At 39.8% G+C, this 20,833-nt stretch carries 15 protein-coding genes, 1 tRNA gene and 1 pseudogene; 11 read left to right on the top strand and 6 right to left on the bottom strand.

Going from position 1 to position 20,833, the window contains the following annotated elements; all coding sequences use genetic code 11:
- The first annotated feature begins 131 nt into the window (after positions 1 to 131).
- Positions 132 to 2,933, top strand: a complete 2,802-nt coding sequence (locus MCBB_RS00345; RefSeq protein ID WP_071905740.1) for a cation-translocating P-type ATPase — start codon at positions 132 to 134, stop codon at positions 2,931 to 2,933.
- A 335-nt stretch (positions 2,934 to 3,268) separates the two neighbouring features.
- Here MCBB_RS00345 and MCBB_RS11835 read toward each other — a convergent pair whose 3' ends face one another.
- Entirely contained in the window at positions 3,269 to 6,067 is a 2,799-nt protein-coding gene (locus MCBB_RS11835) for a PAS domain S-box protein (RefSeq protein WP_084789721.1), read from the bottom strand.
- Between the two features lie 527 nt (positions 6,068 to 6,594).
- Between MCBB_RS11835 and MCBB_RS00320 the strand changes: the two genes are divergently transcribed.
- Both MCBB_RS00320 and MCBB_RS00315 read left to right on the top strand, forming a co-directional pair.
- Entirely contained in the window at positions 6,595 to 6,882 is a 288-nt protein-coding gene (locus tag MCBB_RS00320) for a hypothetical protein (protein ID WP_145975976.1), read from the top strand.
- A gap of 16 nt (positions 6,883 to 6,898) precedes the next feature.
- A complete protein-coding gene (locus tag MCBB_RS00315; protein ID WP_071905738.1) occupies positions 6,899 to 7,915 on the top strand; it encodes a potassium channel family protein in 1,017 nt (338 codons plus the stop codon).
- A gap of 184 nt (positions 7,916 to 8,099) precedes the next feature.
- Here MCBB_RS00315 and sfsA read toward each other — a convergent pair whose 3' ends face one another.
- Together sfsA and MCBB_RS00305 are read right to left on the bottom strand one after the other, a co-directional pair.
- Complete coding sequence (gene sfsA, locus MCBB_RS00310) at positions 8,100 to 8,897, bottom strand: DNA/RNA nuclease SfsA (protein WP_071905737.1); 798 nt, start codon at positions 8,895 to 8,897, stop codon at positions 8,100 to 8,102.
- Between the two features lie 178 nt (positions 8,898 to 9,075).
- Positions 9,076 to 9,828 (bottom strand): hypothetical protein, encoded by a 753-nt coding sequence (locus MCBB_RS00305; RefSeq protein ID WP_071905736.1) that lies wholly within the window; start codon positions 9,826 to 9,828, stop codon positions 9,076 to 9,078.
- A 360-nt stretch (positions 9,829 to 10,188) separates the two neighbouring features.
- Between MCBB_RS00305 and cfbD the strand changes: the two genes are divergently transcribed.
- The 8 genes from cfbD to MCBB_RS00265 all read left to right on the top strand — a co-directional run bounded on the left by cfbD (position 10,189) and on the right by MCBB_RS00265 (position 17,052).
- Positions 10,189 to 11,262 carry a Ni-sirohydrochlorin a,c-diamide reductive cyclase catalytic subunit gene (gene cfbD, locus MCBB_RS00300; protein WP_071905735.1) on the top strand — a complete coding sequence of 358 codons (1,074 nt, stop codon included), beginning with the start codon at positions 10,189 to 10,191 and terminating at the stop codon, positions 11,260 to 11,262.
- A 251-nt stretch (positions 11,263 to 11,513) separates the two neighbouring features.
- Positions 11,514 to 12,521, top strand: coding sequence for a sugar phosphate nucleotidyltransferase (locus MCBB_RS00295; protein ID WP_071905734.1), 1,008 nt, complete (start codon positions 11,514 to 11,516; stop codon positions 12,519 to 12,521).
- Between the two features lie 100 nt (positions 12,522 to 12,621).
- The gene (hisH, locus tag MCBB_RS00290; RefSeq protein WP_071905733.1) at positions 12,622 to 13,230 is read left to right on the top strand and encodes an imidazole glycerol phosphate synthase subunit HisH; all 609 of its coding nucleotides are present in this window, start codon (positions 12,622 to 12,624) and stop codon (positions 13,228 to 13,230) included.
- Positions 13,231 to 13,509: 279 nt separating this feature from the next.
- Positions 13,510 to 14,871 (top strand): AIR synthase-related protein, encoded by a 1,362-nt coding sequence (locus MCBB_RS00285; protein WP_071905732.1) that lies wholly within the window; start codon positions 13,510 to 13,512, stop codon positions 14,869 to 14,871.
- Positions 14,872 to 15,037: 166 nt separating this feature from the next.
- Positions 15,038 to 15,475, top strand: coding sequence for a hypothetical protein (locus tag MCBB_RS00280; RefSeq protein WP_071905731.1), 438 nt, complete (start codon positions 15,038 to 15,040; stop codon positions 15,473 to 15,475).
- 164 nt (positions 15,476 to 15,639) lie between these two features.
- Positions 15,640 to 16,305, top strand: a complete 666-nt coding sequence (locus tag MCBB_RS00275; protein ID WP_231916375.1) for a PAP2 family protein — start codon at positions 15,640 to 15,642, stop codon at positions 16,303 to 16,305.
- A gap of 48 nt (positions 16,306 to 16,353) precedes the next feature.
- Positions 16,354 to 16,818: an HIT family protein gene (locus MCBB_RS00270; RefSeq protein ID WP_071905729.1), complete on the top strand. Its 465-nt coding sequence runs from the start codon at positions 16,354 to 16,356 to the stop codon at positions 16,816 to 16,818.
- 162 nt (positions 16,819 to 16,980) lie between these two features.
- Positions 16,981 to 17,052 (top strand) — tRNA-Arg (locus MCBB_RS00265).
- 87 nt (positions 17,053 to 17,139) lie between these two features.
- On the opposite strand, the pseudogene MCBB_RS00260 reads toward MCBB_RS00265, so the two are convergent.
- The 3 genes and pseudogenes from MCBB_RS00260 to tfrA form a co-directional block, all read right to left on the bottom strand.
- A pseudogene (locus MCBB_RS00260) lies at positions 17,140 to 17,661 on the bottom strand (DUF1697 domain-containing protein); the annotation flags it as partial.
- 157 nt (positions 17,662 to 17,818) lie between these two features.
- Entirely contained in the window at positions 17,819 to 18,853 is a 1,035-nt protein-coding gene (locus MCBB_RS00255; protein ID WP_071905727.1) for a geranylgeranyl reductase family protein, read from the bottom strand.
- A 191-nt stretch (positions 18,854 to 19,044) separates the two neighbouring features.
- Entirely contained in the window at positions 19,045 to 20,718 is a 1,674-nt protein-coding gene (gene tfrA, locus MCBB_RS00250) for a fumarate reductase (CoM/CoB) subunit TfrA (RefSeq protein ID WP_071905726.1), read from the bottom strand.
- Between the last annotated feature and the right edge of the window lie 115 nt (positions 20,719 to 20,833).

The following is a 20,833-nucleotide window of genomic DNA, read 5'->3' as shown; positions in this document are numbered from 1 at the left end:
AATATAATAAATACCTTTATTTTAATTCTCAACACTTGATTATTTATATTCTTAAGTTTATAAAAATAGTTAATAGTCAGGAATTGTTACCAATGAGAGAGGGAGGTACATTTCAAGTGTAAAACCCTATCATGAAAATCTACGAGATTCCTCCTGAAGATGTTTACGTGGAATTAAAAACATCAAAGGAAGGTTTAACAGATGAAGAAGCTGAAAAGCGTCTTGAAAAGTACGGGCTTAACCAGATAGAAGAGGTTAAGAAGAAGCCCCTGATCTACAATTTTCTGGCCAATCTGTACCAACTTCTGGCACTGCTTCTCTGGGCAGCCAGCATTCTTGCATTCATTAGTGGAACGCCTCAGCTTGGTTTTGCAATAATTTCTGTTATTGTAATAAATGCTGTTTTTAGTTTTTGGCAGGAGTACGAGGCTGAGAAAGCTGTAGAAGCCCTTAAAAAGATCCTTCCCTCCACTGCAAAGGTCATACGAAGTGGGGAAGAGGTTGTGATACTGGCATCCCAGCTGGTTCCAGGGGATGTGCTGGTACTTGAAGAGGGGGACAACGTTTCTGCAGATGCCCGACTTGTTGAAGCCTTTCAGATGAAAGTGGACACTTCAACCCTCACAGGAGAGTCCAAACCCATAAGAAAAGTTGCAGAACCAATCATGAAGGACAATGAGAGTTTTGTAGGTTTCAATAATCTTATTCTGGCAGGTACCAGCGTTACATCTGGTTCTGGAAGGGCCGTGGTGTTTTCTACAGGTTCAAAAACTGAGTTCAACAAGATAGCGTCACTGACCCAGGCTGTGAAGGAAGAACCAAGCCCACTACAGAAGCAGATGAACAGGTTGACCCAGATCATAGCGATTATAGCGATTTTCATGGGCGTGATTCTTTTTCTGGTAAACATTTACGTTGTGGAGCTTCCACTCTACATCGCATTCCTATTTGCAATTGGACTCACTGTTGCAAACGTCCCTGAGGGCCTGCTGCCCACTGTTACCCTAGCACTTGCAGCATCTGCCAAAAAGATGGTGGGCAAAAATGCACTTATAAAACGTCTGTCAAGTGTTGAAACCCTTGGATCAACCAACATAATCTGTACAGATAAAACAGGCACCTTAACAAAAAATGAAATGACCGTGAGGAAGATATGGATACCTGATGAGATCATAGACGTTACAGGGGCAGGATACAAACCAGCGGGGGAATTTTCCCATGATGGAGTTCCAGTTTCCCACAGGGAGGTTCGAGAGCTTAAACTTTTGATGCGTTCTGCAACCTTCTGCAACGATGCCAAGCTCGTAAAACCTGAGGGTGCAGATGAGAAGTGGAAGATACTTGGAGACCCCACCGAAGCTGCGCTTCTGGTTGCTGCACGTAAAAATGGTTTTGACTGGGAGGAGGAGATGAAAAAAGCTCCGAGAATAGCAGAACTTCCCTTCGACTCGAAAAGAAAGTCTATGAGTTCCATACATCAAAAAAGTGCTTCAGTTACCGGTAAAAAATTAAATACAGTTGGAGAACCCGATGTTGCGGATGAAACCAACCCTGGAACGAAGGTTGCATATGTGAAGGGAGCTCCAAAGAAGATCATAGCACTATGCCAGCAGATATCAATTGATGGTAAGGTTCAGACCTTTTCCAGGGAAGAAAAGGAGAATGTAATTAAAAAACATGACGAAATTGCAGCTTCAGGGCTTAGAATACTTGGAATGGCTTATAAAATTCTTCCATATGATTTTGATGATTTCAGACCTGAAACAGTTGAAGTTGACATGGTTTTTCTGGGGATGATGGCAATGCAGGACCCTCCCCGGCCAGAGGTTCAGGGTGCTGTTGAAGACTGCCACCGCGCAGGTATCAGAATCATCATGATAACTGGAGATTACGGTCTCACAGCCCATTCAATAGCAAGTGAGGTTGGAATAGTTGGTTCTGAATGTAACATAATAAAGGGAAAGGAACTGGACTCCTTATCCGATGATGAAGTTAAGAAGATTCTCAGATCCGGTTCCAACGTTATATTTGCACGTGCGGTTCCAGAGCACAAGATGAGGATAGCATCCATACTGGAAAGTGAGGATGAAATCGTTGCAATGACCGGTGATGGTGTTAACGATGCTCCTGCACTTCGAAAGGCAGATATTGGCGTTGCAATGGGGATCACAGGTACTGATGTTGCTAAGGAAGCTTCTGACATGGTGCTGACTGATGATAACTTCGCAACCATAGTTGCAGCCATCAAGGAAGGTAGGACCATCTACGAGAACATAAGGAAGTTTGTAACCTACATCTTCGCCCATGAAACAGCTGAAATCATCCCATTCATTCTCATGGTCATATTCAGAATTCCCCTTCCAATAACTGTTATGCAGATACTTGCAATTGACCTTGGAACAGATACTTTGCCTGCACTTGCCCTGGGAATGGGACCCTCTGAGGCGGATGTTATGGAAAGGTCACCCCGGCCCAGGAAGGAACGTATCTTAAACCTGCAGGTCATATTAAGAGGTTACGTATTCCTTGGAATTATTGAAGCCATCCTGGTGATGTCAGGATACTTCTGGGTCTTATCAAATGGTGGATGGCATTTAGGAGAGTCTTTAGCCTTTTCTGATCCCCTTTATCTTAAAGCAACCACCATGGTCTTTGCAGGGATAGTCACTGCACAGATAGGAAACCTTATAGGCTGTCAAACCAACAGAACCTCCACTTTCAAGGTGGGTGTTTTCAAAAATAAATGGATAATCCGGGGTATTTTATTTGAAGTGCTTGTGGTGCTTTCAATCGTTTACATACCCTACCTGCAGAGCATATTCGGTACAACCAGTCTTGGTGTCTTTGAATGGGTATATCTCATCTCATTCATTCCAATCATGTTCTTTGCAGAGGAATTCAGGAAATATATTGCAAGAAAGGTGCAAAAATAGTTTATGTACTTAAATAGATGCCCATTTACTATATTATTTTTTAATGATCTTCTAATCTATAATCAGGTTCTAATCGTTAGATAGTATTTTCTAATGATCTTCTAATTTTTAAATCAGTATACTCTAAAAAAACTGAAAAATAAAAAACTGAAAAATAAAAAACTGAAAAATAAAAAACTGAAAAAATAATGAAATAAAAAATTAAGGATATCTATTAATGATATCCAAATATAACGATGATCTAAAATTCCCTGTTCACTGGTCTGCCTATTTTCTGTTCACGGGTCTACTACTTTTTTAGGGGGTTTAATTTACAGTTCAATGATAACTCCGCTTCAACAGTTGTTCGCAACGAAAGTATCATTCAAGGGGATTTTTATCCTGAATGAAGTTCCTCCTTCTCGTAAAAGTTCAACCTCACCATCGATCTGGGATGTTAATGAGTTTATGAGTAATAAACCCAGTGTTTCAGTATTTTCAAGGTCCATATCCCCTGGAATTCCAACACCATTGTCCCCAATCAGGATCTCAAAGCCGCCATCGTAACTGTGGAGTGCCACTGATATCTCCCCACCTTTTCCATCGAATGCATATTTAATTGAGTTGGATATTATTTCAGTCACGATCAAACCGCAGGGTATGGCTGTATCTGCATTCAAAAACACATCATCCAGATCCGTTTTTATGGATACGTTGTTACTTCTTGAGCCGTAGGATATCAGGAGTTCCTTTGAAAGGCTTCTCACGTATTCTCCAAAGTTCACACTGGCAAGATCCGTTGATCTGTATAGTTTTTCATGGACCAGTGCCATTGATTTAACCCTGTTCTGACTCTCCTTGAAAACATCGTAGGCTTCTTCATCATCTATGTACCTTGACTGCAGGTTCAGGAGGCTGGAAACTATCTGCATGTTGTTTTTAACACGGTGATGTATCTCCTTAAGGAGAAGTTCCTTCTCTTCCAGAGATTTTTGTATCTTCTCCTCGGCCAGTACACGTTCGGTTATATCATCTGTAACCCCAACAAAACGGATTATATCTCCATATTCATTCTTTATTGGGGATATTTGAGATTGTATCCATCTGAGTGAACCATCAGGTCTTATTATACGGTATTCGATCCTTTTTTCTCCAAATTCATGTTTTTGGAAGATTCTGTAGGTCTGTTTTGAAACAGGTCCAACATCATCAGGGTGTACGATATCTATCCATAACCCTGGATTTTTGTAGATGCTCTCCTTGGACAATCCAAATATTTTCTCATATGCTGGGTTCACATACAGTGTGTTCTTGGATCCCACATCAGCTATCCATACACCCTCTTCAACATTTTCAGCCATTTGCCGGAACTTATCCTGACTTTTTATGAGTTTTTCTTCGGCATATTTAAGGGTAAGAACCTCTGCTATGGCATTTGAAAGTTTTTCAACTGTTTCAATATCGTCAGCATGATAATCCTCTTTTTTGTTTGCCAGTCCAATAACTCCAATGATGGTGTTGCCTCTTTTAAGGGGGACTCCTAAAAAACGTTCCAGTGGAAAATGGCCCTTGGGTAAACCTATGCTCTGAGGATGTGATGGTAGATCCTTCACTACGATGGATTTTCCTTCTATCACGGGTCTGGCATAGATTCCCTGGAGTTTCAGGTCCTTCATAAGGTATTCTTTATCGTTTTTTAAGAATTGAGATACTTCCCATGCGGGATCGCTTAATGTAATGAAATCAAGGTTACCCCTTTTGTTTAAGAGCTGTATGAATCCTAACTTACTTCCTGTGATCTCCTCGCAGGTATTCAGACAGATCTTTGCAAGTTCTTCCTTGTTTTTAGAGGATAATGCACATTTAAATATCTTGTTAAATCCTTTTAAGATTTTGTTCTGATTTATGATCTTTTCTTCCGATTTTTTAAGCTCTGTGATGTCCAGAAGAGATATCAATGTTTTATCTGTTCCTGGAATTCCTGCAATGTTCAACATGGCAGTTTTAAGAGTTTTTTTGCTGTCAAAGAAGTTCAGTTCATATTTAACCGGGGCTGTATCAGGAATCAGAGATTTTAATCTCTGGTAATCCATTATCTTTTTGAAGTTGGTTTTTGTGAATTTTTTAAGGTTTGTACCTTCCAGATATTCTGCACTGTAACCCAGGGTTTTTGTGAATTCCGTGTTTGTAAGTGATATGGTTCCATCCCTCTCAACTATGCACATGGCAGTTCCTGTGTTCTCGAATATGGTTTTGTACTTCTTTTGAGATTTTGCTAATTCGTTTTCGGCTTTTTTGCGCCTACTTACATCCCTTATTATGGTGCAGAAAACAGGTTCTCCATTCATAAGCCAGCTAGTGTGTGAAACATCAATTAAAAAGGTTTCACCGTTCTTTTTCATACCATGAGCCTCGAAGGTTTTTCCTTGAATTTCAAGGTTTGGATAGTTTAAATATCCTTCATGGAACTTGGAGTAGTCTTCTGGGAGGACCTTTTCGATTGAACTGCTCATAATATCTTTTTCAGAGAATCCAAACATTTTAGATGCGCTTTCATTCCATAATATAACATTTCCATCTTTGTTTATGAGTATTATCGCATCAATGGCTGATTCCACTAGGGAACGGAATTTTTCCTCACTTTCACTCAGAGCATCCATTGATTCAACGTAATCTGTTAAATCCCTCATTATCACCATTATAGACCTTATAATTCCCTCCTTTTTTATTGGAACCGGTATCAGTTTCATGATATGTTTTTTACCACTTGGGCCCACGAAATCCGAGTCAAATGGAGCAACAGATCCTCCTCTTATTAAATCCTCCATAAATTTCTCATGTTTGGAAATATCACCCCCTAGAATTTCTTTAAATTCTGAGAAGTGTTTCCCAATAATTTCTTGACGCTTCAATCCACCGATTTTTTCCACTTCGTAGTTGAAATCCATTATCTTCCCGTCAAGCCCAAGTACAAATACGTAGTCTGGAGAATGTTTGAATAAAACATTGTAAAGTTCTTCTTTACCTGTTAATGATCTACAAAGGTCCCGGTTCTCCCCTTTCAAATGAACATCTGATCTAAGATGTGACAACTCTTCCCTCATACTTTTAATTTCCAATATGAGCTGTTCTTTAGTTTTATCTTCATCCCTCATATTATTCACCGGAATTAGTCAATTAAATCCTAATTCTAAAATTTCCCGATTGTGCGGCCATTTATAAGACATGTGAAGGTCAAATCTTTAATGAGCAGGAGTATTTAATGACCCAGGGTACTTAGAATTTGATGAATATGATCGTGTGTTCACAAAGGCATAATGTTATTAGATAAGTTTTGTGAAGTGATCTTCATCCATTCATCAGTGCGAAAGTATTAACTCAGTTCAGTTGGTGAAGTAATGGCCCAAAACATGATAAAACTATAAAAATGTGCACAATAAATAATATCTAAAAGATTTAGGCATATTTTAGGACATCATGGTCTTTCAAATCTTGATAAATTAGTTATCTGCCAATATAATTATTTATAATCCGATCAAATCCGTTCAAATTCTTTTTAATGGTTAAACAATTCACTAAAAATATATTAAGGAGTATTTGAAACTATTATTAACAATTCAGAGGTGAAGGTATGAAGTTTAAAAGTATTGTTTTATTGTTGATGATGATTTTTAGTGTTTTAATGATTCCTTCATGTGTTTCTGCACATGAAATACCCGTTGTTACATCTGAATCCATTTCAGGAAGTTTAAACTCTGAAGTGACTCTTCAATACATCACGCCCCTGGTTAAAGGAAGTAGTGGAAGCCGTAGTAGTTCCAGTTCAAAGTCCCACAAATACCACGGGGACGATGACAATGATACGGATACAGATTCCGGGAATAGCAGTGTGTACCTCTGGATATTCATTATCATAATCGTTATAGTGCTTGTATTTGCAGTATGGTTCTTCTTCCTAAGGAAAGGCTGATGAAAGGTGAGATGGCATGTTCGTAGTACTTGAAGTTTTAAAGAAACATTTCCCAAGGCTGATTAAAAAACCAATCACCCGTATTTTGATACTGGTTCTGGCAGTTATAGCCTACGGAACCATTGGTTTCCATTTCATAGAAGGTCAACCGTGGACTGTCTCATTCTACTGGACCTTCATAACCATTGGAACTGTTGGATATGGTGATTACAGTCCTGTAACATCCCTTGGGATGTACTTCACCATAACCCTCCTTGTGCTGGGTATTGGAACATTTGCATTTGCCATTGAGTCAATTGTGGAACTTATAGTGAGTAAAGAACAGATGAAGCTCATGGGGCTGATTAACGTGAAAAGATCAAAACATGTTGTGATATGTGGTTGGACAGAAAGTACAGCAGAGTGCATAAAAGAGATTAAAAAGGGAAGTGAGGTTTTTGTCCTGGATGAGGATGAAGACGTTCGTAAGAGGGCACTGAAGAATGGGGTTAACTTCGTTCACGGTGACCCTACACGTATAAAGGACCTTGAAAAGGCCAACGTCAGGGGTGCAAAGGCAGTTATTGTGGATATGGAGTCAGATTCCCACACAATACATTGTATACTTGGAATAAGGAAGTTAGACCAAGACGTCAGGGTGATAGCTGAGGCACAGCGCTACGAAAACATCGAACAGATCAAGCTGGCAGGTGCAACCCAGGTGATATCCCCATTCGTGATATCTGGAAGGCTCATGCACAAGAGCATAGAAGACGGCTACGAGGCCATGTTTGTACAGGATGTTCTGGCTGAAAAGAAGGAAAGGGAATTGAAAGAAGTCAGGATAGGGGCTCAAAGTTACTTTGCAGGAAAAACCATAAGGGAAGCAGATGTGCACCATAAAACAGGTGTTGTGCTTGTGGGTATCGGTAAAAATGGTAAATTGACCATAGACCCACCAAGAGAAGTTATCATAGAAGCTGGAGATATAATACTTGGAATTGGGAAACCTGAAGAGTTTGAAAGACTTGAAGGAAAGATTTCAGAAGTTTAAATTCACATAGGGGGATATCCCTAAAATCCTTTTTTAAGAGATAAAATGTTTTTAAAGGATATAAAATGTTCTTAAATCCTTTTTTACAATACAATATCCTTTTAATCTTTCATAGATTGGAGGTTATCCATTCTTATTGGATAATTAACAACTGAATCTGAGACCTTGAAGAATTTAACGGATATTAAAAACTCATTTCAACCCTTTTAAATGGTTTTATCCTTAGTTCCATCTTTGGAGAGTCATAAATATTTTTAAATGAATATGGAACTATCAGAACTCCTGAATTCCTTGCTGCAGTTAGGGAATTTGAAAAATTAGGATCCGTAACTCTGTTAGGTGCAAAATCCGCAGCATCTTCCTTTAATATCAAAAAAAGCACTGCAGATGTGTAGCCTTCAGCCATAGCTCCTGTAAGTTCCTCAACATGTTTTCTACCCCGGGTTGTGGGGGCATCTGGAAACCTTGCATGACCCTCCTCAACTAGGGTGCAGCCCTTGACCTCCAGGAGCATCTTTTTACTGTTATCATTATCAGAATTAATATGAGTAATAGAATTAGGCGCATTGGTAGATAACAAGAAGTCTATTCTACTTTTACCATATTTATACTCCCTTCTTTCAACGGAATAACCCGAAAGTTCCTTTATGAGCCCTGACTCAATGAGTTCCTGGGCTATATCACTGTGGAATCCAGAGTTTATAAGAACCCAGTTTTCATCTTTAAAAACCGCAATGACGTCAAATTTTGTTTTTCTGCCTTCAGGATTTAATGCTGGCCTTAAAAGTAGTTTAACACCTGAAAAAAGGAGTTCTTCCAGCCTTCCAGGGTCGCGAAGATGTGCCTTTGCAGTGAAGGATTCCTGATCATTTGAATCACTGCCATTTAAATCCTCATTCAAAGTATAATCCATTTTGAATATCACTGTAAATCTGTTTGGTCTTTCAAGGAAGGTTCCTCGTATTAAGTTAGATATTATCATCAAATTACCTGTTTAAGCTAAAAGATAGTTTTCGTGCCCCTTGTATCTTCTAAAATCCTTTTGTATCTTCTAAATCTTTTATAATTCTAATTGTGTCCTTACAACATGTTTTTCCTTACGAAATGTTTTTCAAAATGTTTTTAATTCGAATTACAATCCTATAACATGTTTTATAATTCTAAATGTTCAGTCCATCCACTGCACCGAGGAATTCCTCTGCATGTTCCAGTGTGAGGTTGTAAGGTTCGTACATGTAGGTTTCATAGATAACTGACGTTACTCCAGAGTTTATAAGGGGCAAAGTTACAAATTTGGGGCTTTTTGGACCTTTATCGCCCTTTGGAAGGTAATAAGTCAACCATGGGATCTTAGAAATGATGTTTCTGGCTGCAATCTCTGATGAAACTCCCTGTACCGGTGAAACCACAAATCTACACTCCTTATAACCTGCGTGAACTCCCCTGTTGGAGTGAACATCCACTGCCATTTTGAAGTTACCCCTGACAACATCAGGCACAACGTATTCTGCAGCCAAGTTCTGGCCGTTTAGTCTTCCCTGGTCGTAATCATAAGCATCCGTTGTAACGTGGACCCAATAAACATAATAACAGTACATCAAGTTCTTTTGAGTTAAAACCGCCCATAAAATAGCAGTATGGGCCTTTACCTCGCGTGGATGCACACCTATGATGTAAGCAATTTTAACAGTTGAATTCAGGTTTCCGTATGGACCTCCACGCACAACGTAGCCCCCATCATCAGTTCCCAGGGTCACAACCTGGTTCATACCATTGAAGTTCGTTAGAGGATTTAAAGAGTCGTTACTACCATTGAACAGGGATTTGTTGATGGGACTGTTATAATCAATTGTAATGGCTGTTAAGACTATTAAAACCATTAAAATAACCAGAAAACTGTTTTTTATGTGCATGATCACCACGATCTGATCAACTTCTTATACTGATCAACTTCGATCATTCAATTTATATTTTATAAAATCCTACTTTACTCTTGTTCATGACCTATGTTGTATGTTCATGAAAAGGTTTAAGAAATTGATGAAAAGGATTTTTAATACATAAAATTCTTCATATTGACTTAAGTTCTTTACTTCAATTAATTAATGATACAAGAGGGCACCGTAACGTACCAATTGAGTATGAATCATTTAAATAATATTAATAAAATCTAATTTAGTCAAAGCTGATATTTTATCCTTGAATATGTCATCAATCTTAATTGATCCTAAAATTACATTCAACCAGTTTAAAAAAAACATGAGGTGAAATGAATGCATCCAAGACCAAGCCCAATAGCTGCTTCACTCTACACACTGCGTGATATGAACGTGGACGTTATCATACTCCATGGCCCACACGGCTGCTGTTTCAGAACAGGCAGACTCCTTGAAAACGACGGTGTCAGGGTTGTTACCACTGCAATGTCTGAAAATGACTTCGTATTTGGAGCTGCAGACAAGCTTGAGGAAACCATCAAAAAGGTTGAGGAAATGTTCTCCCCAAAGCTCGTTGGAGTGGTTGGAACCTGTGCAAGCATGATAATTGGAGAAGACCTTAAAGAGGCCGTTAAAAATGCAGATATAGATGCAACTGTTATTCCTGTTGAGTCCCATGGAGGATTCGGCGAAGGGGACAACACCGAGGGTGCCATAATGGTGCTGGACGCCGCAGCAAAGGTAGGAGTCATACCGGACGATGAAAGGGAAAGACAAACACACATGCTGAAACTCGCAACCCAGACCGAAAAAACAAGGGGAATGGCCCAGGGGGGCTATATAAAACCGTCCTACGGAGACAACAAGGTTCAGGTTGCAAGAACTCTCCTTGAAAGCTTTGAGAGAGGAGATAAAATAGCAATCGTGCTCAACGCCAAAAAAGAAACATCATACCTCTTCTCAGATATTCTTAAGGTTCCGTTTGGAGAGGTTTACCAGGATAACAAGCCCCTGATAATTGCAAACCTCGATGAAAACGTTGGACTTTCAAGGATAAGGCAGCACGCAGTTAATATCGGGAAAGAACTTTCAGATGATGGTGTAACCATTGATGAGGTAACTGGAGGTCTGGATGAGTACCCTGTTACAGGTGAGGAAGCTGCACGGATCATCAACGAAGGAAACTTTGATATGGTGGTGGTTGCAGGTGTGCCCCATGCACTGCCTGTAGAGGAGATAGAAGCTGAAACCATAGCTGTGACAGACGGACCAAGGCTTGTTGAACCCCTCAAGAAGCTGGGATACAGTTACGTTGTAACTGAACTCGACGCCCATTCCAAAACCCTTGGAACGGATCACATAGTTCCATCGGACTTTGGAGAAATTTTAAGGGGACTTATGGAGTTTTAAAGAAGTTTATTGGATTTTATTACTTTTTTTTATCAAACTTTTTCCAATTCATAAAATTCAATTCCTAAAAATTCATTTAGGGTTTGTAAAGGAAATTTTAAATCCAATGATCACAGTAATAACTATATCTGTAATCTTCAAATTAATAGTAAAAGAATTAATATAAAGAAGGTTTTGAATAGATAATTCAATAAAATGAGAGGATTCATAAAACACTTTGAAGATTATTCAAATACGATCACGGTGATAACATGACAAAAACTGTTGGAATGATACTCTGCGGAGGATTTGGGAAACGTTTGAGGCCTATCACAGAAAAGGTTCCAAAACCCCTCATAGAAATTAAGGATGACTACACCATACTGGACAAACAGCTCTTCGACTTTAAAAATGCTGGAGTGGACAAGGTACTCCTTTTAACAGGATTTTTAAGCGAAAAAATAAGGGAGAGATATGGTGATGAGTACAAGGGAGTTAAAATTGAATACGTTGAAGAACCAGAACCCCTTGGAACTTTAAACGCGATAAAACTTGGTATGGAACATCTTGGCGATGGTGAACAGTGCGTGATAAGAAACGGAGACGTTGTTGCAGACCTGAACATCAAGAAGATGATAGAACAGGGGGAAAAATCAGACTACCCCCTACAGATCTTCGTTACCAAGATGGTTTCACCCTACGGAATCGTTGAAATCAGCGGAGACCGTTTAGTATCCTTCAAGGAAAAACCAGTACTTGATTACTACATAAACGGTGGAGTTTACTTCTCAAATGGAAGTATAAACTTTGGAGACTTCGATGTTGGAGACATAGAAAAAACTGTGTTCCCAATGCTTGCAAAGGAAAATCAACTTGGTTACTACAAAGAGAACGGCCTCTTCTGGATGGCAATAGACACTACCAAGGAACTTGAGCAGATAAGGAAGGAGTACCAGAACCGTGAGGACAAACCATGGGGATACGAGAAGATTTTAATAAACACCGAGAAGTACCTGACCAAGGAGCTCTTCATACGTGAGGGGTACCAGACATCCTTCCACTACCACGAGAAGAAGGATGAAACCATGTACATAGTAAGCGGTGCAGGCTACATCGAATTCGAGGACCGTAAGGAGTACTTCGGTAAAAACGACACCATAAGAATAGAGCCTGGTGAGGTTCACTCCATAGTGGCCATGGAAAACACAGTGCTCCACGAGGTTTCAACCCCACACCTTCAGGACACAGTGAGGGTCAAGGATTACTACCCTGCAAGGTAGATCCTTTAAAACTTTTTTTTATCAATTGATATCCGTTCATTTTACATATAATCAAATAATATAAATTTAAACAATAAATAAATCCCAGTTGAGGCATCAAATGATAACCATAATAGACTACGGCTCAGGAAACCTTAAAAGTATTAAGAACGGCTTTTTGAAGGTGGGTGCAGAGGTTTCCATCTCCAGTAACGTGGATGAGATGAGGGATGCTGAAGCACTTGTTCTTCCAGGGGTTGGTGCCTTTGGAAATGCCATGACCCAACTTAAAGAGTATCGTGAAGTCATAAACAAACATGTAGAGGATGAAAAACCTTTTTTAGGCGTTTGTCTTGGACTTCAAGTTCTCTTCGGAGAAAGCCAGGAGAGTCCTGGTGTTGAAGGATTAGGTGTTTTTGAGGGGGATGTTCTGCACTTTCCAGATTCCATGAAAGCCCAGGGACTTAAAATACCACATATGGGCTGGAACAAACTTCAGATGGAAAATCCCTGCCCATTGTTTGAAGGGGTTGGCCCTGAGTACATGTACTTCGTGCACTCCTACTACGTGAACCCCAGTGACAGGAACATCATAGCTGCAACGGTTGACTATGGAGTTGAGGTTCCAGCTGCAGTCTGCAGGGGTAACACATTTGCAACCCAGTTCCACCCTGAAAAAAGCGGCGAACCCGGACTTAAAATCCTTAAAAACTTTGTTGAATTGATTTAAGCTCTAATTCATCCAGAATTTGAATAGAATTGGAACTTATCTAATAATTATAATTAATTTGAATCAACATTTTTTTGTTGTTAATTTTTTTATTTCTTTTTTAAATGCAAAAAATCATTGATTTTAATCATTATTAATCTTAACTCAAAAAGTATTAATAACTGTGGCGGTCAAAATATGATCAAGCTTATACCTCCAGCCCACGCATATTAATACAATAACTTCTAGGGAAATCTTAAACCTAATTGAAATTAACAGATGAAAAAAAAGGTGTATCACGTGGACATAGAAGGCTTTGTAAGGCGCTCAATGAAGGAACAAGACGAAAAATCCATTCAAGAGGACCTTAAAAACAAAATACTTGAATACAAAGAAATAAACCCTGAAAGAGCCGGTCAGATGGCTCAGGCAGTGATTGAAGAGGTTAAAAACACCCTGAAAATCGATGAATGCAGTGATGAATCATTGAAGGACATCATAAAGTACCCTCAATCCAACGTAGGAATGGGTGAGATAGGCGTTGGATCAAGGGGTGCAGGAGACTTCTTCGTTCACAGGAAGATTGCAGAGATAGTTTCAAGCACCAAAAGCAGTGCACTCATAAATCCAACAGCCCAGGACGATGGAGGTGTTGTCAGGGCCAACGTTGGATCCGACGACGTCTACATAACAACTGCAGTGGACGGAATACACTCACGCCTCAGTGAATATCCATTTCTTGGAGGTTTCCATGTTGCAAGAGCCACCCTCCGTGATGTATGCGTCATGGGAGCAGATCCAGTTGCAATGCTCAGTGACCTACACCTTGCAGATGATGGAGACGTTGGAAAACTCTTCGACTTCACTGCAGGGGTCTGCGCAGTTTCAGAACTCGTTGATGTGCCCCTAGTGGCTGGAAGCACCCTCAGGGTTGGTGGAGACATGGTTCTTGGGGACAGGCTTGTGAGTGCAGTGGGTGCCGTTGGAGTGTCCAAGTACCCACCAACAGCAAGGAAACGGGCAGAATCAGGCGACGTTATACTCCTCACAGAGGGTTCTGGAGGAGGTACCATAAGCACCACAGCCCTCTACCACGGACTCTTCGATGTTGTCTGGGAAACCATGGACATAAGCTTTATAAAATCCTCAGAAGCAATATTCCAGGCAGGACTGCTTCCAGAGGTTCATGCAATGACCGATGTAACCAACGGCGGACTCAGGGGAGATGCCCATGAAATATCCAAAACAACAGGTCTGGGACTGACCTTCTACGACGACAAGATACGTGGCATGGTGAACCCCAAGGTGCTTGAAATGCTTGAAAACCTTGACATAGACCCACTGGGCGTTTCAGTGGACTCACTGATGATCATAGCACCTGAAGACGTTGCATCAAAGGTTAAAAAGGCAGTGTCAGGTGTTGGTGTTGCCATAGATGAGATAGGTTACGTTGATGAAAGTGGTAAATCCAAACTCGTGAAGGATGGGGTTGAAGAGGAGCTGAAACCACTCTTCAGGGAAGCAGCCTACACCAAGATAAAGAAGATAGTTGGGGATATTGAACCTGAAGACTTTGAAATCATGAAGGAGAAGGTTGAAAAAGCTGCGCTGGATGCAATAGATAAGAAGGACAGGGTTGTGGATATGGTTAGGGGAAGATGACCTTTAAGGTGATCCCATTCCTTCCATGATTTTTATCAACCATCCCCAATTAAAAACTTAAAAATTTAATTCTACAGCTTCTCTTTTTTTCATCCATGATTCTTACGTTCATGCATGACTTATGGTCTTCAAATTTATCTTCTAAAACAAGAATTTGAGGGATAAAATGGATGAAAATGGAGTCATATTCAGCTGGGATGCAGTTTTAGCATTGATTCCACTTTTTGTGGTGATCATGGCTATTTTTAATGTTAACTACTCTGCACTTGAAGATCAAAACCAGGATATTCGCCTGTCACACATGGCCGAGGATTCCATAAATGCCATGGCCAGTTCCAGACAAAACAATGGTTTGAGTCTGCTTGAAACTATTTCAAACACCCTACTGGAACACAACAACGACGGCACCGGTATCAAGGAGGCTAAAAAAATCGCGACCCCCTTCCTGGACAAAACTCTTCAAGGAGTTAATTACAGATTGACAGAGGAGAATCAGATCAACAAGACCATTACGGCATCTGCAGATTTTAAAGGTGCTGAAAACGTTGAAGTTTCAAGCAGGAGCTATGGAGGCTACATTTTCAAGCTCTGGGTCTGGGAATGATGTTTAGAATTTTTTATCTGATTTTATTTGAGGAATTAAGTTTAATCTTTATTATTAAACATCTAATGTAAATCAGAACATCCATTTATGAGAAGGATCCATAATATAAATAAAGGCTTAGTGATATTTTATCAAGATCCTGAAGTACCAACTCCAGATTATCAATGACTGCAACTGGAAGGTACTGGGCCATAATTAGTCCTTTAATTGAAAGATCGTGGCTGTGTTTGATTATGGAAACTCATATCACATCAAAATATGGTGTTGGTTCTGCAAAGGTTATATCAGCCATCACCCATCCACCTATTGTTTCTTTACCAACGTTTGCACTTCTGAATTATTTTTTCCTCAGTTTCAATGATTTTTTACTTGTGACTTTAATATGTGTAGTTTTTGCAACGATATTACCAATTACAACGGTTACACTGTGGATAAATAGAGAAGGAATAGACGTGGATATAACTGACAGGAAAAAAAGAAAGTTACCCCTCGTTTTTGCAATATCATCCTATTTAATGGGTTTTTTAATCCTGTATGCCATTGGGGCTCCATTTCTAACCACCGCCCTCATGTTCTGCTACTTCTCAAACACACTGATCGTGCTTTTTATAACCTTTTACTGGAAGATCAGCCTACACGCCATGGGCGTTGCAGGTCCCACAGCAGCCATAATATATGCCTTCGGTTATCCAGGAATCTTATTCGGACTGATCATACCAATAGTCATGTGGAGCAGGGTAAAACTCAAAAAACACAGTATAAGTCAGGTGATTGGAGGTGCCGCCTATGGACTGGTTGTTACCATGATACAACTTCATATTTTACTGTAAATCCTGAAAATCAGGTTTTTACTCCCTAAATTAAATGAAGGTGATGGAATGGAAGTGGAATTCCTTGAAAGAATAGAGAAAAATGACTATGGAGACCTGATAACTGAGGGTGAACACTGGCTCATCTTCCTGGCCCCTGACCAGAAAAACCTGGGCACATGTGTTGTGGCCCTCAAAAGACCAGAAAAGGAATTATCAGGTCTGAACCATGATGAATGGTCAGAATTCTTCAAGGTAGTTGTACAGATGGAATCAACCATTAAAATGGCGTTCAATGCAACCATGTTCAACTGGGGAAGTCTCATGAACGCATCCTACCTTCAACATCCCCCAGATCCACATCTGCACTGGCATTTCATACCCCGTTACAGAGAGCCAGTTGAGTTCAGGGGCAGAATCTTCAAAGATCCATGTTTTGGTAAGAGCACAATCAACATCCAGGAAAAACTGCACCTTCCCAGTTCAGAACGTGAAGATCTCATGGCACATATTCTGAAATTCTTGGAACTCTGAAAATTTATGGATAAGCATGAAAAATCAGTATATTCAGGGGATTTCATCATGCATTTTTTAGCATCCAGCACCAAAACTTAAATAGAACAAAATCTTAACTAGAATATACTGAAGTTAATTTATTGAAATTATTGAACTTACTCGATTTTTCAGTATTGAACTGCCCTGATAGTGTAGCGGATATCACTTAGGATTGCGGATCCTATAACCCGGGTTCAAATCCCGGTCAGGGCATGCTTATTTTAAAACACTACCCCCTTTTGAACCTATGATTTTATTGAGGATAATGTAAAGTTTTAGGATAGTTTTAAAGTTTTCACATCATTGTTTAGATAATTCCAACAGTTTATTCGTTGTTTTCCAATTTCTAGTTGTTGCTGCAGTATTTAACTTCTTTTCAAACAGATCATTCTTTAATTTAGTCCTTGCATACCCATTAGGGCAATAAAGGTATACTTCTCCACCCCTGATTTCAAATTTTTCATTTTCAACTTTGTCCATATCCAAATTTAGAGTAGATTTCAGTTCAGGTACATCAGAAAAGAAGATTACATGCAGTTTATCCAACTCAACATCACTATATCTAACAAAAGGGTTGCTTTTAATAACGTTTTCCAGTTCATGTTCACTTCGAATGATCACCTTTACAGAAAAAGAGAATGTTTGCTTTATTTTTCTTTCAATGCACTTGGCTATTTTAGCTGCATCAGTTGAGTCACTCTCAAAGCTAACGTTACCACTTTGAAGGTAGGTTATTACATTTTTAAAACCCAATGATTCAAAGGTATCTACTAAATCAACCATTTTTATTCTTTTGTTACGGCCAACGTTGATTCCTCGAAGTAAAGCTAGGTATACATAGCTTTTAGTTTTTTCCTAACTTTATATATAAAATCAGTTAAGTGAATTAAAAGGAGTTCCTCTAAAATATAAATAAAGACTTTGAATGACTGAAAAACTTTCTTTATCAAATTTTCCAAACCTAATTCAAATTCTAATATTAATCACTGTTTAAATAAGAAAATCTGGAAGAAAGATTAGTTAGAAATTTCCACTGTCTTATCATGTACTCCTTTTCATCTGCAACCCTGTTTTTATAGAGATCCACCAAATTATGTATATTTAAATTATCTTCAAAAAGCGATACTGCAGATTCTGCAGCCATGGCTCCAGTTATCAATGCACTTGATATGCCTTCTCCCATAGGATTAAGAAAATTGGCCGCTTCACCTGCAAACAAAACCCTTCCCTCCCCCAGATCAGTGTTATATCCATTCATTATGTAAGGGAGTATTCCAATTTCTCCCCTAACAGAGGATTGAATTTTGGCATTGAACTCTGAAGCCAAAAACGAAAGAAACCTTGAATGATAATCTTTTATAAGAGCTGCTTCTTTTACACCAACACCAAAAACAAGAAAATCATCTTTCACATTGAACCATGCATCGTACTGGGAAAACTTTGGGTCTAAAAAAGCATAGAAAAAACTACCGTCAAGATCTATCGTTCCCCTACAGAAGGTTTGATAGGTGAGGATTTGATTTGTTTGATCCTTCCTTAAACTACGTTTAATTTTACTCGTTGCACCATCACAGGCTATCAAAACCTTAGCTTTTTCATAGTACGTCCCATTACATTGTAATTTGACAACAACATGATTTTCCTTTTCTTCATATGAAATAGCCGAAGTTGACTGTCTCACCTCAACTCCTGACTCTTCAGCCACCGAACTTAACCATTGATCGAAGGAACTTCTCCATACGTTGAGTCCCTCACTTTCAAATTTAAACTGCTTATTTTTTTCATTTGTAATTATAATACCCTTATTCTTTGTTTTACACGGTAAATTGTGGGGTATTTTTCCAAATTCTTTTTGCACGGAATTGATGGATTTTTTTATCAAAATACCCGAACATGATTTTTCCCTTGGCAGCTGCATCTTCTCAACTAACAAAACTTTACAGCCTGCATCAGCTGCTTTTTTTGCAGCCATAGAACCTGCAGGTCCTGCTCCCACCACTATAACATCATACATCTTATTTTTCCTCTTGAAATGAATTGAAAACATGAATTTAGATTAAAATTTAGGATATCACCAATATATTCATAATACATCCAAAATAATTATTATATCAAAAAAGAAGAAAATAATTTCCAATTTATTAGTTGCATTTTAAATATGGAAATTTAAGGAAATTTTGGATTGAAAAGGTATCACTGGAGATTTTAATTGAATCTGCACGTTGACAATCCACGTTTTATGTACCTGAAATCCGTGTTCTTGTTGAGGATTATGCTCCTTGCCCATTTATCATTGGTCTCAGGGTAATCCTCCCTGTAATGTGCTCCACGGCTTTCACGACGCAGAAGCGCTGATTCTGTTACCAACATTGCAACGGTGATGATGTTCTCGATTTCAATGGCGTCCTGAAGGTTTTTGTTGAAGCCCGAGCCCTCTGGAACCTTCATGTTCCTTGATTTCTCCCTGAGTTCATCGAGTTTGACTATTGCAGATTTCAATCCTTCCTCATTCCTTATTATTGCAACGTCCTCCCACATGATTTCCTTGAGCTCCCTCTTGATCTGGTGGGGGTAATATTCACCGTCCTTAACCAAACCATGAACCCTCTCCTCCTCTGCACGGACGTAGGCAGGGTTAGAACTCAGATCGTTTTCAAGGGCATTTTTGGCTGCTGATGCACCTGCACGTTTACCAAATACCTGAGTATCTGCAAGAGCATTTCCACCCAGCCTGTTTGCACCGTGAACCCCTCCTGTAACTTCACCTGCTGCGTATAAATTTTTTACCGTTGTTTCTCCCCTTGGATTTATCTTGGCACCACCCATGAAGTGGTGTGCAGTTGGAGCTACCTCCATTGGCTCTTTTCGGATGTCCACACCCACGTCCTGGAACTGGAGGAGCATGGTTTCGAGTTTTTCCTCGATGAGTTCTGGAGGAAGGTGGGTGACGTCTAGGTAAACGCCTCCATTCTCTGTTCCCCTTCCCCCACGTATTTCATTGTAGATTGCCCTTGCAACAACGTCTCTGGTTGCAAGTTCTCCCCTTGGGTCGTAGTTTTTCATGAAACGTTCACCCTCGGAGTTTATGAGTTTTCCACCTTCACCACGCACTGCCTCTGTCACGAGAACTCCTCTCCTTGATTCTGGGTAGACCATACCTGTGGGGTGGAACTGAACCTGTTCCATGTCCAGAAGATCTGCACCTGCATTGTATGCCAATGAAAATCCATCACCGGTTTTCTGGACTGCATTGGAGGTTACAGGGTAGAGCCAACCCCCACCACCAGTTGAAAGTACCGTTGATTTTGCCCTGAACTCTATGAATCTGGAGTCCTGAAGGGATACTCCAAATGCCCCTATCACTGCATCCTCTGCTTCGTTTAGGGTTAGGGAGGTTATCATGACCTCATCCATGGTCTGAATTCCCTGTTTTATGACCTCCTCCTTGAGGGCCATCATCATCTCATGACCTGTTCTGTCTCCCTGGAAACAGGTACGCCTGTAGGTCTGGCCTCCGAATGGTCTCTGGTTGAGTTTTCCAGATTCCTGCCTGTCGAAAAGGGCTCCGAAATCTTCAAGTTCAGTTAACCTGTCCTTGGCCTCGTTCACAAGCACTCTGACAAGGGTTAAATCGTTGAGGTAGGCACCTCCCTTTATTGTATCGTTGAAGTGTGCATCAACACTGTCCTCGGAATCAACGTATCCAAAGGCAGCGTTGTATCCTCCCTCTGCAAGTGTTGTGCAGCCTGATTTGAATGATAATCCTTTTGAAACTATTAAAACGTTTAAATCATGTTTACGGGCCTCTATGGCAGCTCTGCATCCTGCACCGCCTGAGCCTATGACCAGTACATCGCATTCAACTATCTCATTTACCATGCTATTGAGTTGGTGATGTGACTTATTTAATTTTATGATCGTGATAGGATTGAATAACATGGGATGTTAGCGATGGTCTGAAGGTTTCGCATAGGATCGAAGATCCCAACTTCCA

It is taken from the genome of Methanobacterium congolense (assembly GCF_900095295.1).
Lineage (GTDB): Archaea > Methanobacteriota > Methanobacteria > Methanobacteriales > Methanobacteriaceae > Methanobacterium_C > Methanobacterium_C congolense.
Note: the sequence above shows the minus strand (reverse complement) of the source record. Positions and strands in the feature narration are given on the sequence as shown.

What these genes read in the sequence shown, in the direction of transcription:
- MCBB_RS00345 (WP_071905740.1), top strand. Translation starts at nt 132, where the DNA reads ATGAAAATCTACGAGATTCCTCCTGAAGATGTTTACGTGGAATTAAAA.
- MCBB_RS11835 (WP_084789721.1), bottom strand. Translation starts at nt 6,067, where the DNA reads ATGAGGGATGAAGATAAAACTAAAGAACAGCTCATATTGGAAATTAAA.
- MCBB_RS00320 (WP_145975976.1), top strand. Translation starts at nt 6,595, where the DNA reads ATGATTCCTTCATGTGTTTCTGCACATGAAATACCCGTTGTTACATCT.
- MCBB_RS00315 (WP_071905738.1), top strand. Translation starts at nt 6,899, where the DNA reads ATGTTCGTAGTACTTGAAGTTTTAAAGAAACATTTCCCAAGGCTGATT.
- sfsA (WP_071905737.1), bottom strand. Translation starts at nt 8,897, where the DNA reads ATGATAATATCTAACTTAATACGAGGAACCTTCCTTGAAAGACCAAAC.
- MCBB_RS00305 (WP_071905736.1), bottom strand. Translation starts at nt 9,828, where the DNA reads ATGCACATAAAAAACAGTTTTCTGGTTATTTTAATGGTTTTAATAGTC.
- cfbD (WP_071905735.1), top strand. Translation starts at nt 10,189, where the DNA reads ATGCATCCAAGACCAAGCCCAATAGCTGCTTCACTCTACACACTGCGT.
- MCBB_RS00295 (WP_071905734.1), top strand. Translation starts at nt 11,514, where the DNA reads ATGACAAAAACTGTTGGAATGATACTCTGCGGAGGATTTGGGAAACGT.
- hisH (WP_071905733.1), top strand. Translation starts at nt 12,622, where the DNA reads ATGATAACCATAATAGACTACGGCTCAGGAAACCTTAAAAGTATTAAG.
- MCBB_RS00280 (WP_071905731.1), top strand. Translation starts at nt 15,038, where the DNA reads ATGGATGAAAATGGAGTCATATTCAGCTGGGATGCAGTTTTAGCATTG.
- MCBB_RS00275 (WP_231916375.1), top strand. Translation starts at nt 15,640, where the DNA reads ATGACTGCAACTGGAAGGTACTGGGCCATAATTAGTCCTTTAATTGAA.
- MCBB_RS00270 (WP_071905729.1), top strand. Translation starts at nt 16,354, where the DNA reads ATGGAAGTGGAATTCCTTGAAAGAATAGAGAAAAATGACTATGGAGAC.
- MCBB_RS00255 (WP_071905727.1), bottom strand. Translation starts at nt 18,853, where the DNA reads ATGTATGATGTTATAGTGGTGGGAGCAGGACCTGCAGGTTCTATGGCT.
- tfrA (WP_071905726.1), bottom strand. Translation starts at nt 20,718, where the DNA reads ATGGTAAATGAGATAGTTGAATGCGATGTACTGGTCATAGGCTCAGGC.